The organism is Aestuariivivens insulae (genome assembly GCF_022662195.1).
In the GTDB taxonomy this organism is placed as follows: domain Bacteria; phylum Bacteroidota; class Bacteroidia; order Flavobacteriales; family Flavobacteriaceae; genus Aestuariivivens; species Aestuariivivens insulae.
The window spans coordinates 306,637-321,320 of the sequence record NZ_JAKMCS010000005.1 but is presented as its reverse complement, the minus strand read 5'-3'; the positions used below and the strand labels follow the sequence as shown (position 1 = coordinate 321,320).

Here is a 14,684-nt window from a genome sequence, read left to right as displayed (position 1 = left end):
GTATGGTGGGGTGCCTCCACTGAAGGTAACCGTTACGCTACCGTCCGAACCGCCGTTACAGCTTACGTCCATATGGCTATCGCTAGCCTCTACGGCCGTTGGCTCGCCCACGGTCTCCGATCCTGATTCCTCACAATCATTGGCATCTTTTACGGTCCAATTATATGTACCTGCCGATAGTCCTGTATATGTTTTAGGCGAAGTCTCTTCGGTAAAGCCACCGCCATTAAAATTCACCATATAAGGTCCTGTACCGCTTCCAAAAGTAATAGTGACCGTTCCATCAGATCCCCCATTACAACTAACATCGGTGTGTTCATCACTTGCTGTTACATCTGTAATTGATACTGTAACCTCATTACTTGTTGCCGTACAACCACCTTGTCTAGTTACAGAAACTCTATACACCATATCCCCTAATACATTTGTAGGTGCATCATAGGTAGGAGAATTTCCTCCTACTGGTGACCAAACATCTGGGTTTGTTCCTGTTTTTTTCTCCCAAGCATAGCTATATGAACCATTCATTGGATCGTCTGGAGTGGTATCTGCTGTTAATGTTACAGGAGTAGCATCCAAGCAAGCCGTACCGCCTTCTATAGTTACCGCTAACTCTGGTTTATCACCTAAATTAAATGGGCCTCCCATATCCTTAAGGGAAGAGGTCCAAGAATGTGATGAACGTGATTTCACGATCACACTTCCCAATCCAGATTCACAACCTGGAGTAGATCTAGTGTCAAAGCCCAACAAAGTAGCATTCACCGCAATCTCCACAAAGGTATCTTCGGGGTATTCGTTAACTTGATTACCACCAGAATTTATGGTTCCCCACGACGGTGCAGGTGTTGGTCCTGTGTTGTTTAACTGAGTATGCACTGCAGCAACAGGAGCATCATCTCTCAACTCAATTTGAGCATATCCAAAATTAACATCGTTAGGATCTGAATCAAACGAGTTGGTACATGCGGTAAAGTTGTCGTTTGATATTACAAAATTGAATGGTCTTAATGGTAAAGCGTTAAATGCAGTCATAGCCGTATTGTCCGGCAATTCTGTTCTGTCTATCCATACCAATAAGGTCATTTCGGCCTCTGTACCACCGCTCTTATAATCAACAGATAACAATACATCTCCCTGTTGCAATACATGCCCATCGGCAAGGTCGAAATGGTAAGTAGTATGACCACAATCATCACCATCAAGAGGATCTTGATAAACTATAACGCCTCCCTCATAATCCACTTTTTTCCTAAAATATTCAAAGTCTAAATGGTTGCTACCATCAGCATCTGCTGTGGAGGCCGCAATATAGGCATATTCATTATCCTGTAATGTTGGGGGTGGCTGTGGAACATCTGGTGCCCGGCGTAAATGCGCAAATACATCAATAATATCCGTTTTTGCTGGTACGTCTCCTGTTTTGAAGGTCCAAGACCTCGGGTCATCAAAGTTTTTATTAATGGCCTGTTCAAAAACTGAAGCATCTTGATTGTTTCCTGCCACAAATTGATCCCTAATATAGGCGGCATCTATCCAGACTCCATTGCCATCTGGTTCTGTATAAATAGGTGCACTCATACGTAGCTCTGTAAATGCGTTTTGCCCAGCAGAAATTTTAGCTATAGAGTCTAAGGCCGCTGGAGAAGTAATATCAATAACCCCTGCCCCTGTAGCTGTATTGCCATCTGGAGGCGTATCTAACCAATCATCAATACCTGGTGCAGGATCAACATATGGTGCCAACATATCTGGCCAATATGATAATACATCATCATAAGCATCACCATCTATACCAAAGTCTGCTATAGTCTCTGTAGCAGCTGGAATAACAGTTTGTGCCTGCAAATTATTAGCAGCAAATAAAAAAAGTACCATAATGGCCAAGCCACCTGTACTTTTCAATAATTTCTTAAAACTTAACCAACAACCGAGATAGTTATTGATTTGTTCTCGTTTGGTAATTTTGTACATTAACATAACATTTAAGATTAATTAATAAACATGTTAACATAACAACGTACAAGTGAAGTCGTAGAATGAGGGGTTTACGAATCTTGTCCCATGACAAAACACATAACACCGTACATTAAGAATTTAAATAGAAAGAGGCATTCAATAAGTGCTATTAATCAAATGCTATTTTCATAAGGAGAAAACACCCACGGAAACCGTAAGCATTCTAAAATTAGGCATTTAATTTTAATCTTTAACATAATTGAAGGAAAATTAGTTGACCCGTAATTTTAATCGATAAAATACAATATTTCTCTTTTTATAGACCAAAAGACTATATAGAACCTAGGTTCTTTTCCTCTTTAAATAGATTTATATATTTGAATTCCAAAACATTAAAACCTGATATAGTGAACAGTCGTAATATGCATGTTATAGACAGGTGATGGGTGACCGGTGACCGGTGACGGGTGACGGATGTTATCATTTCAATTGTACAAGTCCAAATTACAAGTTTCTGATTAAACTTACCAGTAATTGCATGCTAATTTAACGTGAATAATGTTTAAGAGTCCTAATGTCACTTCGAGTGTACCGACGTTTACTGTCGGTATGTATCGAGAAGTACTTTTAGAGTGAATTTTTTTTGCCTGCCTGTTGGCAGACAGGTTTTCGATACGCCAAATCACAGGTTTGGTTCTCAAACTGACATAAATTCCTTATCATTATTCACCTTAATTTAATTTAGTTTTCTTGTTAAACATATAGATGCCTGTAGCGTTCCAATTTTCGGTTCTAAAATTAGATTATCATTCCCATAATTTCCAATACTTCCCTTTTTTAACCGCCTATTGAATTAATCATGGTAGGATAATTTTGATTTTACTTGTTATATAAATAACTGCTACAGTTCTCAGTTAACAGTAGACTGTTGCTGTTACGAAACTCAGTAAATAACCTGGTAAACCCACAATAATAACTCTATAACCTAATTATTTAATAACTAATAAACGCAACCTTTCTTGAAAATCTGTATCTATTAATCAACAAACCAATTAACTCAAAATGAAAATATTATTAATCATTAGCCTACTTATAATCATAAACTTTGTGCTTTTAGTATTTAGTGTCAATAAAAAAACAGAACCTTAACTATACTTATTAAGATTCTGTTTTAATTACATTTGGTAATCTATGCTGTGCTTTCTGCTAGGCTGTAATTTTTTTTGCTACTTTATTTATCATGTTGACATGAGGTACGATTGAGACATCACATTATTTAAATTGGCTTAAACTCATAATGCGATTTAGCTTCGCTGAACCTAAAAGGTTTCTCTCTACGTTCGAAATGACTAAAAGCATTAATTAAAAGCTTTTGTCATGTCTATATAAGGCACGATTGAGATACCTTATTAATTATAATTGAAATATTCTATAAAAAACATAATGAGATTTCTCCCTTCGCTCGAAATGACTCAAATACTAATATTTTGGCCTAGTCATGTCGACATGAGGCACGATTGAGACATCACATTATTTATGTCGATGTTCTTAATTCACCTCTGGCAAGAAATTATAGTTTTTACTATAGGCTAACATTTGGCCTTCAAAACTTTCTGGTTGTGTTACTTTAATAGCAGTGATTTCCCCAGCTTCATTGGTTTCTGGTACTAAAACCGGATTTACAAATCCGCTATAAGGTGCCGACTTAAATTGTTTGTTACGTTCCAACACTTCGGCATGGATCGCTTGATCTACTTTTACACCATAACCTTCTACCAATGCTTCTGCGGCTGCATAATCGCCTTCAGACTTGATACGTTGGGTTTCTCTTAACAGTTCTCCAAAGAGCTTATGTAGTTTATCATAATCGGTAATATTAAAATAGGTTTTTCCTTCCCTGTTTACTTTTTCAATAACATTATCGGCTTTACCTTTTTCAAAAACCCAAGCCGAAACCCATTGCCTATTACGCATATGTGCCTCTTCTACATCATCTCCTAAATTCAACCGAATTAACTGCTCCATCAAACCATTTCTAATATAGTCATCGTAAGCAGCTTTACCTACTGCCTTCCAATCGTCTACCAAACCTAGCTCTTGCAATTTTGAATCGTACAAATAATATAAGCCCACTAAATCGGCACGACCTTCTTCCATTGTGGAGGCATAATTCTTTAGGGTTTCTTTGGTTTCGCCAACACCTGGGTTTAATTGCCCCGAGGCATGCCCAATAACTTCATGCAAGGCTGTATGCAACTTATCGGCCAATTTCCCATATTTTTCCTCCAATTCTATTTCTTCGGCATCATGGGCAAACTCTTTTAAGCGCTCACTGCCCCCAGCATTATTATAGGCATTGACAATATTTCCTAAAGACACCGATTTACTTCCTACTTCTTTACGAATCCAATTGGCGTTAGGTAAGTTTACTCCTATTGGCGTACTTGGTGATGCATCTCCAGCTTCTCCTGCTACGTTAACCACTTTGTACGTTACCCCTACCACATTTTTCTTTTTATGTGCTTCCATTAATGGTGAATTATCTTCAAACCATTGTGCATTATCCGATAACACTTTCATCTTTTTGGACATATCGAAATCGTTGATCTGAATAATGCTTTCGTAAGATCCTCTATAGCCTAACGGATCGTTATAGACCTCAATAAAACTATTGATGTAATCTATATTACCTTCAGTCGCCCCTGTCCAGGCCACATTATAATCGTCCCAAGTTTGTAAATCTCCTGTTTTATAATAGTTGATAAGTAACCCTAATGCTTTGGCCTGTGGTTCATTTTCAGCCACACCTTTGGCCAGTTCCAACCATTTTATAATTTCATCGATGGCTTCACCATATAATCCCCCCGATTTATATACGCGTTCTTTTAACTCGCCATTCTCCTTTACCAATTGTGAATTCAAACCAAACGACAATGGTCTATTAGGATCTGGCGATTGTTTTGCTTTGTAAAAGCTAATAACATCTTCATTAGTGACATTTGGCCCATAAAAATTAACAGCCGACAACGCTACATTGTCTATTCCCTTAGCCTGATTAACCTTTTTTGCATCAACATCATTGAAAATAACATTGAAAATTTCTTCTTCCATAACCGTATTTGTTTCAGCCAATAATTGCTTTAAATAATCTGAAGAAAAATCGGGCTTCAATTTATCGTTTGAATAGTGATGGTGTATCCCACTACTGAACCAAACACGTTTTAAATAGGTTTCGAAAGCCTTCCAGTCATCTGAAGTTTTATCGCCTTTGTAATTCACATAAATTTGTTCCAAAGCTTTTCTAATGGTAAGATTATACCTGTAATTCTGGTCCCAAATAATATCACGACCAGCTAAACCAGCCTGGGTAAGATAGTATACCAATTTTTGCTCTTTTAAGCTAAGTTGGTCCCATCCGGGGATTTGATAACGTAAAATTTTAATATCGGCAAATTGGTCGACCTTATAATTAAAAGTTTCAGAAATATTGGGTTCTGCTTCTACTCTTTCCTTTTGCTTTTCTTTAGCACAAGACATAAAAAGTAGGCATACCAAAGACGCCTGTAAGATTGTTTTTAGTTTCATCTGTTTAATTTTTTTTGATTTCTGAATATTCAAAAAAATTGAATACATTCAGGAACTCACATAAATTTTAATCATTCTTTTGGGTAAATCTGGAATGATGAAAATTCATGTTCGTTTCATTTACTTTAACTTAATTTAGTTTAACAAAATGGGTTGGATGTTTTTTAGTTGATTCTCAATAATTCCATAAATCTAACTACCGAAATTAAAGAATAATCTAAAACACCTTTATTTAATTATTAAAAATTGATTTTTTAGACATCAAATGTAATAATTTATTAACAGAATATTAAAAATAATTATCTTTGGCTTCATTGTAAAAGAGGGTGTGATTTATAATCATCTTTATTAATCCCACATTCTGTTCCTCATGATAGACATTGAAAATAAATGAAGCAGCTTTTATTGGTTTTTTTAGGCGGTGGTTTTGGTAGTATGCTCCGTTTTATTATAGGAAAATATTTGAACAATATAGAAATAGGCATTCCATTTGGAACCTTTGTGGCCAATGTTTTTGGAAGCTTACTCATAGGCATCATTTTAGGATTGGCTGTAAAAAACAATACCTTATCACAAAGCCAAGTGATTTTATTGGCTTCTGGATTTTGTGGTGGCTTTACCACCTTTTCAACTTTTGCTTATGAAAACATTGTGTTTTTAAAATCTGGCGATTTTGCAAGTTTTGCCATTTATACCTTGGCTAGCTTTATTCTTGGCTTTTTAGCCGTGTTCTTAGGCTTGTTCTTGGTGAGATAGAGACCATAAGGGCTATGGTTTAAAACTTTTTTGAGTGTAGTTATCCTAGTTTTGAATTTATAATGCGATTTCTCACTGCGTTAGAAATGACAAAATACCCTTAATGGATTATAGTAACTAAGGTTATTTCAATGGAATTGCATGGGTTCAACCTCAAACTAGACAATAAACTCTTTGTAACTGCCCTTCCTTAAGCCTAATGCTTATTGAAAGCCTTCACTCCCGCTTCAATACGTGTTCTTAAATAATTCCCACGAGGCACGATAGGACAGGAATATTTGTCGTTATAAGCACAATAAGGATTATATGCTTGGTTGAAATCGATAATTACAGTATCCCCTTTTGGAATTCTGGTATCGATATAGCGTCCACCACCATAACTTTCCAATCCGTTGGTTTCGTCCAAAAAAGGTAGAAACAGATAATCTTCGTAACCTTCTTTTTCTATTAAACCTTGGTTTTGGTATATGTTCAATTTAAAGTCTTCCCCTTTTAAGTTAAAGATTAGTTCTCCATATTTTACATACACCGGCAACCTATCGGTTGTGGTTTTCATTTTAAATGCTTTTTCATTTGGGGTTCTTTTAAATTGTGCCTTAACAATATAAGTAGAATCGAACTTAAAAAACTCCAAACCATTAAAAGTCTTTCTGTCCTTATCTTTTAGTGGCGATGTAGAAGCATCCTTAAATTTAGCATTCTGCTCCTTTTGAAAGGGGGTATCGCCTTGTAACGGACGCTTTTTTTGGGAGCAACTTGTAAAACAGATAACACAAAAGCTTAATATGATTAATGATCTCATGGTTTACGGTATTAGTTTTTTGACTTACTATTAATAAATTCTATTAAAAGGTTTTTAGGATACATGGTGAATTCAAACTGTTCAACAACAGCTTCAGGTTTTATCTTTAATTTAAAATTAAAATGCTTGCAAAGTGTTGAAATTAGAGTCACCATTTCGGTAATCGCCAAATGCATTCCAGGGCAATAACGCGGACCACCCCCAAATACTTTTATGACTTCTGGGGAATGCGCTTTATGCATGGGGCACCCATTATCCATCCATCGTTCTGGCTCGAATGTATTTGCATTAGTAAAATAGGTTTCTTTGGTTTGAGCGACTTTATTTTGTAAAATTACTTTGGTTTTTTGGGGAATAAAAACCCCTTCAATCTCTACATCTTCATTGGCTTCAAAATACAACTGAGGTGTTGTAGGTTTCAGCCTTAAGACTTCTTGCACTACAGCATTTGTAAACTTTAATTCTGATAGCTTTTCAAAAGTGGTTGGAGCATCATCGTCCAAATAAACCATATAGGCCTCTTCCCTAACTTTAGCTACGACCTCCGGATGCTGAGCCAAATAAAACAAGGCCCATGAAATTGAATTGGACGTCGTATCTTCACCTGCCAATAACATGGTAAAAATATTTCCGTAAACCTCTTCATAACTAAACACATGATTTTCATTGGCCAACAAAAGGGCTTCCAAAAAATTTGAAGGTTGCTTCTTCAATTCGGGATTATTTTTAATTCTGCTTTTGGATTCTTCTATAAACTGATATATTACCGCTTTAATAGCCTCTATGGATTCCAGTAGAACTTTATCTTTTTTTCGTTTGAAAAACCTCCAAATAGGTATCGGCGCGGTAATGCGTTCATTTATCATCGGAAAAATAACTTCCAAATGCTTTTGAAAGCTATCATCCATATTATTTATAGTGTCCAGTTTATGCCCAAATGCTATTTCAGTAGTAATATCAACAGTAAACAGCATAAATTCTTTTTGAACATCGATCGTTTTGTTTGCTTCTGAAAAGGTTTTAAACTTCTTAAGAAGTCTGAACGTTTTATCCAAAACTACCGGATAATAGCCTTTTACATGTTGCATATTTAAGGCTTCGGCTATTGGTTTCCTATGTCTTTTCCAATCTCCAACTTCTGCATTAAAAACTCCAGACACCCCCATTTCCTTTAAAATCTCGTCTATTTTTGAAAAACGCCTGAACTTTTCCGGACGCAAACGTAATATGGTGCTATTAAGAGAAGATCTTGATGATACTACAAACTCCTTTCCTACAAAATTAATTTTAAACAGATCTCCACATTCTTCAACCCACCGTTCTAAAACTTGGTGCTTATTATATGTATTGAATTGAGGCAAATGTCCCCATATAAAATGTCCCTTAGGCGATGGTAAGTCTTTAATTTTAATAGATGTTACAGGATCCATAAAGTAATGCTCAAAAAATTAAATTGAAGTTTTTTTCAATTCAAAAGTACAACTTAAGAATATTTTATATAGTTTTGAAGTGTAAAAAAAGAAAACATGCGTTGTAGCGTCACAATTTATAAAAAGCTAATGACCTCATTTAAGGATGAGCGTTGGACTGGCTATATATTGTGGTGATATAAGTATAAAATATTACAATATGTTAAAGTCCGACTTCACCGTCGGACTTTTTATTTTTAATAAGATTCTAAACTCATTGTGAGTTCTGTAAATCGATTTAATCCCGAGCTGTCACGTTGAGCGCAGTCGAAACGTTACTTTGGGATTTCAACATAACTGTTTAACACATGAAAACACTTTTTAAAAATTATATAAACACATTTGCAGGGCTATCTCGAGAGGTTTGGTGGCTCGCTTTAATAACACTTATTAATAGGGCTGGCACTATGGTAATTCCTTTTCTATCCCTTTACCTAACCCAAAGTTTAAACTTTAGCCCTAGTGATGTGGGCTGGATTATGAGTGCTTTTGGATTAGGGTCGGTAGTAGGCTCTTGGTTAGGCGGTAAATTAACCGATAAAATAGGGTTTTATAAGGTTATGGTTTTTAGTTTATTTGCTACTGGACTCTTATTTATCGCCTTACAGCTCGCCAATACATTTTTAACTTTTTGTATCGGTATTTTTTTGGTAATGCTAGTGGCCGACATGTTTCGACCTGCCATATTCGTAGCACTTAGTGCCTATAGCAAACCCGAAAATAAAACGCGTTCGGTAACCTTAATTCGACTTGCCATAAACTTAGGTTTCTCGGCTGGTCCCGCTATTGGTGGTATTATTATAACTACATTAAGTTATGCTGGCTTATTTTGGGTAGATGGCATTACCTGTATTGTAGCCACTTTGGTATTGATTAATGTACTTAATCCTAAAAACACTAAAGTGTTGGATGAAGTTAAGGTAGAGCACCCAGAATCGGCCTATAAGGATAAAGCATTCTTAATATTCTTGTTTGCCATGATTTTGTTTGGCGTGATATTCCTGCAATATTTCTCTACGATACCTTTGTATTATAAAGAAGCCCATCATTTAACTGAATTGGAAATTGGTATTCTTTTGGGTATGAATGGTTTTGCGATCTTTGTTTTTGAAATGCCATTGATAAAATGGTTGGAAAATACCCGAAACACCAAAACTGGATTGATGCTCTTTGGCGGTATCCTTACAGCATTAAGCTTTGTGGTACTTAACTTTACCTCTTGGTCGGGCATTTTAATAGTAGGTATGGTATTGATGACTTTTGGAGAAATGATTGCTTTTCCTTTTTCCAATGCATTTGCTATCGATCGCGCCAAAAAAGGAAACCAAGGTGAGTATATGGCCTTATATTCCATATCGTTTTCCATAGCTCATATTTTTGGCCATAATGCAGGCATGCAAATGATAGACAATATAGGCTTTAACAATACCTGGCATATTATCACCTTATTAGGTGCTGTTTGTATATTTTTATTGTTTATTTTGAAACGAAATTTGCGATTAGCAGCGCAACGAAGAATGTAAAAGTGTTATGAAGGACGTTATAATTATTGGAGGAGGTCCCATAGGCATTGCCTGTGCATTAGAGTGCGAAAAACGGCATTGGAATTATCTTATTTTGGAAAAAGGAGCGTTAACCAACTCATTGTTTAACTATCCCAAAAACATGACCTTTTTTTCAACCTCTGAAAAATTGGAAATAGACCATATTCCATTTATAAGTAAAAACCCAAAGCCTAATCGGGATGAAGCCTTGGAGTACTACAGACGTGTGGCCTCCTCCAATACTATTGCAATTAATTTATACGAAACGGTTGAAGAACTCCATAAAGCAGATTGGGGCTTTACTATAACAACCAATAAAAACACCTACCAATCTAAAAAGGCGATCTTGGCAACGGGCTTTTATGACATCCCAAATGTATTGCAAGTTCCCGGCGAAGACCTACCTAAAGTAACCCATTACTACAAGGAAGCCCACCCTTACAGCATGCAGGATGTTATGGTTGTTGGAGCCAGTAATTCTTCTGTAGACGCTGCTTTGGAAATATGGCGGAAAGGCGGTCGAGTGATTATGGTGGTTAGAGGTGATGCTATAGGGAAGCGTGTTAAATATTGGGTACGACCGGATATTATAAACCGTATAGAAGAAGGCAGTATAAAAGCCTATTTCAATTCTGAAATAACAGAAATAAAACCTTCCGAAGTGATTATTAAAACCCCTAACGGCATTAAAGTCCTGCCTAACGATTACGTTGTTGCGCTTACGGGCTACAAACCTAATTTTGAGCTTTTGGAGCAAGTTGGTGTTTCCTTATCCCATGATGCCATTAAACGTCCTGTTTATAATGAACAAACCATGGAAAGCAATGTTGAAGGCTTATATCTTGCCGGCGTGATCTGTGGTGGCATGGAAACCCATAAATGGTTTATAGAGAATAGCCGTATCCATGCCAAATTAATCACCAATCATTTGGAGCAAAAACTAAAACAATAGTATTTATGAATAGGTTCGAAAAATGGGAAAACCTCCCCATCTATAAAAAAGCGATGGAACTGTTAAAGTTGGTGGACTATATCGTTGAAAGTGTTGAGAAAACCGATATAGATTTTGAAAATGAGCTAGAAGCAGAAATGATTAAAAATAATTTGCACCACCTAGCTAACAACGCCCTAATTATACCGTCCAAAATTGCTGGTGCAGCAGATGAAGATATGCTTTACGATATAAAAATGGAAAATGCCGCCATTATACGCAAAGCCGCCAGAGAGCTTATCACAGATACCAGAGGTATTGAGATGCATGGATTTAAGGATATTGAATATCTCGATTTATTGCGAACCGAAGTTGAAAACTTTAGAGTATTGTTTGCCGAATGGGTTAAAACTTTTGATTGCTGGAATTATATTATCGATCGTTGGGGATTGTTCAATCCTCCCGGCGTTAATTACGATGATGTAGACCCCGATGATGACATCCCCTTTAATCCTAATGATTAAAACCATGAACTTAAATCAAATCACCATACCGTCTCTAGATGTTGAAAAAGCTGCAGAATTTTATAAGGTTTTGGGGTTAAAGCTTATTGTTGAAGCATTACCTAAATACGTACGGTTTGAATGCCCAAACGGTAATGCAACGTTTTCAATCCATAAAGTAAACGAGTTGCCAAAAAATAATGGGATTAGTATTTATTTTGAAAATGACAATTTAGATGATTTAGTTTCGGACCTTATACAAAAAGGCATTGTTTTTAATAAATTACCAGAGGACAAACCCTGGCTTTGGCGCGAAGCCCATTTAGAAGACTTAGACGGCAATCATCTTATTTTGTATCATGCCGGAGAAAACAGAAAAAATCCGCCTTGGCGAATAGATTAACTATAAATTGTAATGGCTTCCATTGTGACCATTTAAATTGGCTTTAGCTCATTTTGCTTCACAACGCGGGACAATACAATTTGGGTTTTACTTTCACCATAAGTTATCAGTTGATCTATAAAGGCCTCTAAATGTTTTTGGTTTTTTAGGACCACTTCCATAACTATATTTTCATCGCCTGTAATTCGGTAGCAGTTAACCACCTCATCATAGGTTTTCACTTTTTCCAAAAACGGTTTTAGCTTTCCCATAAAAGCCCTTAAGGTAATAATTGCTTTAAGCTGATATCCTATTTCAAATGGAGAAACCAAGGCCTTATACCCCTCTATTATCCCTAGATCCTCCATCTTTTTTATACGCTCGGATACAGCAGGAGAACTTATGCCAACTTGCCTGCCAATTTCGGCATTAGATTGCCTTGCGTTTTCCTGTAAACACCTTAAAATCTTCGTGTTAAGATCATCTAACACCATTTAAAAGAATTTTAACTTTAAAAAATTAAATATTAAAGCAAATATACGATTTTACTTTAATATTTAAAGTTGATTATAAATTCTTGTCACTAATTTTGGGTAATTGCTTATTGAAAAAAGAATGACGTTATCTAATACCCCATCAAACCTATCGGATTTACCGATTTATAAAAAAGCCTTAGAGATTTTTGCGCTTTCGCAGAACATTTCCGTATACTTAAACCATGACTTATCTTCTTTAAAAGAAGACGGTTCTGAGGATCATAACATTTACTTTTCAGGAGACATTGTACAACAATCCGTATCATTGGCACCAGAAATTATCAATGCTGAAAAAGAACGCCATTCGGACAGAAGGCACAAACACATTGCTTCACTTAAACGGCTTACCAATTTGCTTTACAAGAATTCTTATCGCTTAGAGAAATCGAATAGTAACGGTAAGGACTTCCTACCTGTTTTAAGGCGTGAACTTAAGAAGTTTAAAAAGCTTCAGCACCATTGGATGCTTACACTATAATTTGATCTTTTTACAATTAAACCACTATAGGTTACTCTATAGCCTGGTTTTTCCATTGGCATATATTTTTTAGACAAGCTTTAATTATATATGCCAAAAATAAAATCCTTTACATCATAAGGAGACGTTGCATTGAGCTTTTCGAAATGAAAACGACAAAGTAATCTTTTAACAAAGTGATTTGATAAGGTTAGAGGTTGCTTCACTTTGTTAGCAATGACGATAATTATGTTATTGACGCTCTGCATCTTGATAGTTTTACCATCTACTATTTGGGTTATTATACCTTGGTAACCTTAATTTCTACTGAATATTCACTCTGATTTGTTTCATTATCAGATATTGGATATGGCAAAACATTTATCAACTCAATTTTCAAGTTATTTATTATGGTGTCCTGTTGGAACCTATCATGTGTATTTAATTCAAATGGTTCGTCTCCTAAACTTGAATGTAATTCAAAATTAGCTTTTGCATTCCCTTCCCATACGCATACTACATCCGAAGGACATCTTGAATCACTAATGCCTTTTAAACATAATCTATAACCAGTGTCCTTTATATTTAAACAATCATTGTTTTTCAAACCATACTGCCTACCAGATTCTAAATCATTCTGAGAACAATAATTAAATGAAAAGGTTAACATTACCAGCAATATAATATGAACATTTCCCATGAGACGCATTTCTTACTAGATGCATTTCCATTTATTTGGTTGCGTTGTTATATCAAGGGTCACTATATTTTATCTCTTTGGATAAGCAGCCTGCACCAATTTTTCTGCATTGCTTTTGAAAAATCACAACAGAAGACCCTTCGGCTTTGCTCTTCGACCAAGCCCAGTGTAACACTTAGGGTAAGCGATTCACACACTTATTCAAAAAAAGAAAAAGTGGTTCTCTGGTAGACCCTTCGGCTTCGCTCAGGGTAAGCGATATTCTCAATTTTCAATGCGCTTTGCTTTTGAAAACATGCAATAATAGACTCTTTGGCTTTACACATTTAAATTACTCTCTGTAAAAAGATCCCTCGGCTTCGCACGGGATAAGCAGCCTGCACCAATTTTTCTGCATTCCTTTTGAAAAATCACAACAGAAGACCCTTCGACTTTGCTCAGGGTAAGCGATATTCTCAATTTTCAATGCGCTTTGCTTTTGAAAACATGCAATAATAGACTCTTTGGCTTTACACATTTAAATTACGCTCTGTAAAAAGATCCCTCGGCTTCAGGCGGGATAAGCAGCCTGCATCAATTTTTCTGCATTGCTTTTGAAAAATCACAACAGAAGACCCTTCGACTTTGCTCTTCGACCAAGCCCAGTGTAACACTTAGGGTAAGCGATTCACACACTTATTCAAAAAAAGAAAAAGTGGTTCTCTGGTAGACCCTTCGGCTTCGCTCAGGGTAAGCGATATTCTCAATTTTCAATGCGCTTTGCTTTTGAAAACATGCAATAATAGACTCTTTGGCTTTACACATTTAAATTACTCTCTGTAAAAAGATCCCTCAGCTTCGCGCGGGATAAGCAGCCTGCACCAATTTTTCTGTATTGCTTTTGAAAAATCACAACAGAAGACCCTTCGACTTTGCTCTTCGACTAAGCCCAGTGTAACACTTAGGGTAAGCGATTCACACACTTATTCAAAAAAAGAAAAAGTGGTTCTCTGGTAGACCCTTCGGCTTCGCTCAGGGTAAGCGATATTCTCAATTTTCAATGCGCTTTGCTTTTGAAAAC

12 protein-coding genes are annotated in these 14,684 nt (G+C 36.2%); 6 read left to right on the top strand and 6 right to left on the bottom strand.

Annotation, left to right across the window (positions count from 1 at the left end; all coding sequences use genetic code 11):
- On the bottom strand, window positions 1-1,974 hold a 1,974-nt coding region (locus MR062_RS08765), incomplete at its 3' end, for a SprB repeat-containing protein (RefSeq protein ID WP_242203770.1).
- Between the two features lie 1,533 nt (window positions 1,975-3,507).
- Complete coding sequence (locus MR062_RS08760) at window positions 3,508-5,544, bottom strand: dipeptidyl peptidase 3 (protein ID WP_242203769.1); 2,037 nt, start codon at window positions 5,542-5,544, stop codon at window positions 3,508-3,510.
- A 390-nt stretch (window positions 5,545-5,934) separates the two neighbouring features.
- Here MR062_RS08760 and crcB point away from each other — a divergent pair, with 390 nt between their 5' ends.
- Window positions 5,935-6,300 (top strand): fluoride efflux transporter CrcB, encoded by a 366-nt coding sequence (gene crcB / locus MR062_RS08755; RefSeq protein ID WP_242203768.1) that lies wholly within the window; start codon window positions 5,935-5,937, stop codon window positions 6,298-6,300.
- A gap of 196 nt (window positions 6,301-6,496) precedes the next feature.
- Here crcB and MR062_RS08750 read toward each other — a convergent pair whose 3' ends face one another.
- Together MR062_RS08750 and MR062_RS08745 are read right to left on the bottom strand one after the other, a co-directional pair.
- On the bottom strand, window positions 6,497-7,102 hold the full coding sequence (locus tag MR062_RS08750; RefSeq protein ID WP_242203767.1) for a DUF1684 domain-containing protein: 606 nt from the start codon (window positions 7,100-7,102) through the stop codon (window positions 6,497-6,499).
- 11 nt (window positions 7,103-7,113) lie between these two features.
- The gene (locus MR062_RS08745) at window positions 7,114-8,532 is read right to left on the bottom strand and encodes a cytochrome P450 (protein WP_242203766.1); all 1,419 of its coding nucleotides are present in this window, start codon (window positions 8,530-8,532) and stop codon (window positions 7,114-7,116) included.
- 347 nt (window positions 8,533-8,879) lie between these two features.
- Here MR062_RS08745 and MR062_RS08740 point away from each other — a divergent pair, with 347 nt between their 5' ends.
- Genes MR062_RS08740 through MR062_RS08725 form a run of 4 tightly spaced genes read left to right on the top strand, consistent with a single transcriptional unit; the run spans window position 8,880 to window position 11,952 of the window.
- Window positions 8,880-10,094: an MDR family MFS transporter gene (locus MR062_RS08740; protein ID WP_242203765.1), complete on the top strand. Its 1,215-nt coding sequence runs from the start codon at window positions 8,880-8,882 to the stop codon at window positions 10,092-10,094.
- A 7-nt stretch (window positions 10,095-10,101) separates the two neighbouring features.
- A complete protein-coding gene (locus MR062_RS08735; protein ID WP_242203764.1) occupies window positions 10,102-11,067 on the top strand; it encodes a YpdA family putative bacillithiol disulfide reductase in 966 nt (321 codons plus the stop codon).
- Window positions 11,068-11,072: 5 nt separating this feature from the next.
- Window positions 11,073-11,570, top strand: a complete 498-nt coding sequence (locus tag MR062_RS08730) for a hypothetical protein (RefSeq protein ID WP_242203763.1) — start codon at window positions 11,073-11,075, stop codon at window positions 11,568-11,570.
- Window positions 11,571-11,574: 4 nt separating this feature from the next.
- Window positions 11,575-11,952, top strand: coding sequence for a VOC family protein (locus MR062_RS08725; protein WP_242203762.1), 378 nt, complete (start codon window positions 11,575-11,577; stop codon window positions 11,950-11,952).
- Window positions 11,953-11,984: 32 nt separating this feature from the next.
- On the opposite strand, the gene MR062_RS08720 is transcribed toward MR062_RS08725, so the two are convergent.
- The gene (locus MR062_RS08720) at window positions 11,985-12,425 is read right to left on the bottom strand and encodes an Lrp/AsnC family transcriptional regulator (protein ID WP_242203761.1); all 441 of its coding nucleotides are present in this window, start codon (window positions 12,423-12,425) and stop codon (window positions 11,985-11,987) included.
- A 121-nt stretch (window positions 12,426-12,546) separates the two neighbouring features.
- On the opposite strand from MR062_RS08720, the gene MR062_RS08715 reads away from it, so the two are divergent.
- The gene (locus MR062_RS08715) at window positions 12,547-12,945 is read left to right on the top strand and encodes a hypothetical protein (protein WP_242203760.1); all 399 of its coding nucleotides are present in this window, start codon (window positions 12,547-12,549) and stop codon (window positions 12,943-12,945) included.
- A gap of 280 nt (window positions 12,946-13,225) precedes the next feature.
- Here the strand turns inward: MR062_RS08715 and MR062_RS08710 are convergent, their stop codons facing one another.
- Complete coding sequence (locus MR062_RS08710; protein WP_242203759.1) at window positions 13,226-13,624, bottom strand: hypothetical protein; 399 nt, start codon at window positions 13,622-13,624, stop codon at window positions 13,226-13,228.
- Window positions 13,625-14,684: the final 1,060 nt, after the last annotated feature.

What these genes read in the sequence shown, in the direction of transcription:
- MR062_RS08760 (WP_242203769.1), bottom strand. Translation starts at nt 5,544, where the DNA reads ATGAAACTAAAAACAATCTTACAGGCGTCTTTGGTATGCCTACTTTTT.
- crcB (WP_242203768.1), top strand. Translation starts at nt 5,935, where the DNA reads ATGAAGCAGCTTTTATTGGTTTTTTTAGGCGGTGGTTTTGGTAGTATG.
- MR062_RS08750 (WP_242203767.1), bottom strand. Translation starts at nt 7,102, where the DNA reads ATGAGATCATTAATCATATTAAGCTTTTGTGTTATCTGTTTTACAAGT.
- MR062_RS08745 (WP_242203766.1), bottom strand. Translation starts at nt 8,532, where the DNA reads ATGGATCCTGTAACATCTATTAAAATTAAAGACTTACCATCGCCTAAG.
- MR062_RS08740 (WP_242203765.1), top strand. Translation starts at nt 8,880, where the DNA reads ATGAAAACACTTTTTAAAAATTATATAAACACATTTGCAGGGCTATCT.
- MR062_RS08735 (WP_242203764.1), top strand. Translation starts at nt 10,102, where the DNA reads ATGAAGGACGTTATAATTATTGGAGGAGGTCCCATAGGCATTGCCTGT.
- MR062_RS08730 (WP_242203763.1), top strand. Translation starts at nt 11,073, where the DNA reads ATGAATAGGTTCGAAAAATGGGAAAACCTCCCCATCTATAAAAAAGCG.
- MR062_RS08725 (WP_242203762.1), top strand. Translation starts at nt 11,575, where the DNA reads ATGAACTTAAATCAAATCACCATACCGTCTCTAGATGTTGAAAAAGCT.
- MR062_RS08720 (WP_242203761.1), bottom strand. Translation starts at nt 12,425, where the DNA reads ATGGTGTTAGATGATCTTAACACGAAGATTTTAAGGTGTTTACAGGAA.
- MR062_RS08715 (WP_242203760.1), top strand. Translation starts at nt 12,547, where the DNA reads ATGACGTTATCTAATACCCCATCAAACCTATCGGATTTACCGATTTAT.
- MR062_RS08710 (WP_242203759.1), bottom strand. Translation starts at nt 13,624, where the DNA reads ATGGGAAATGTTCATATTATATTGCTGGTAATGTTAACCTTTTCATTT.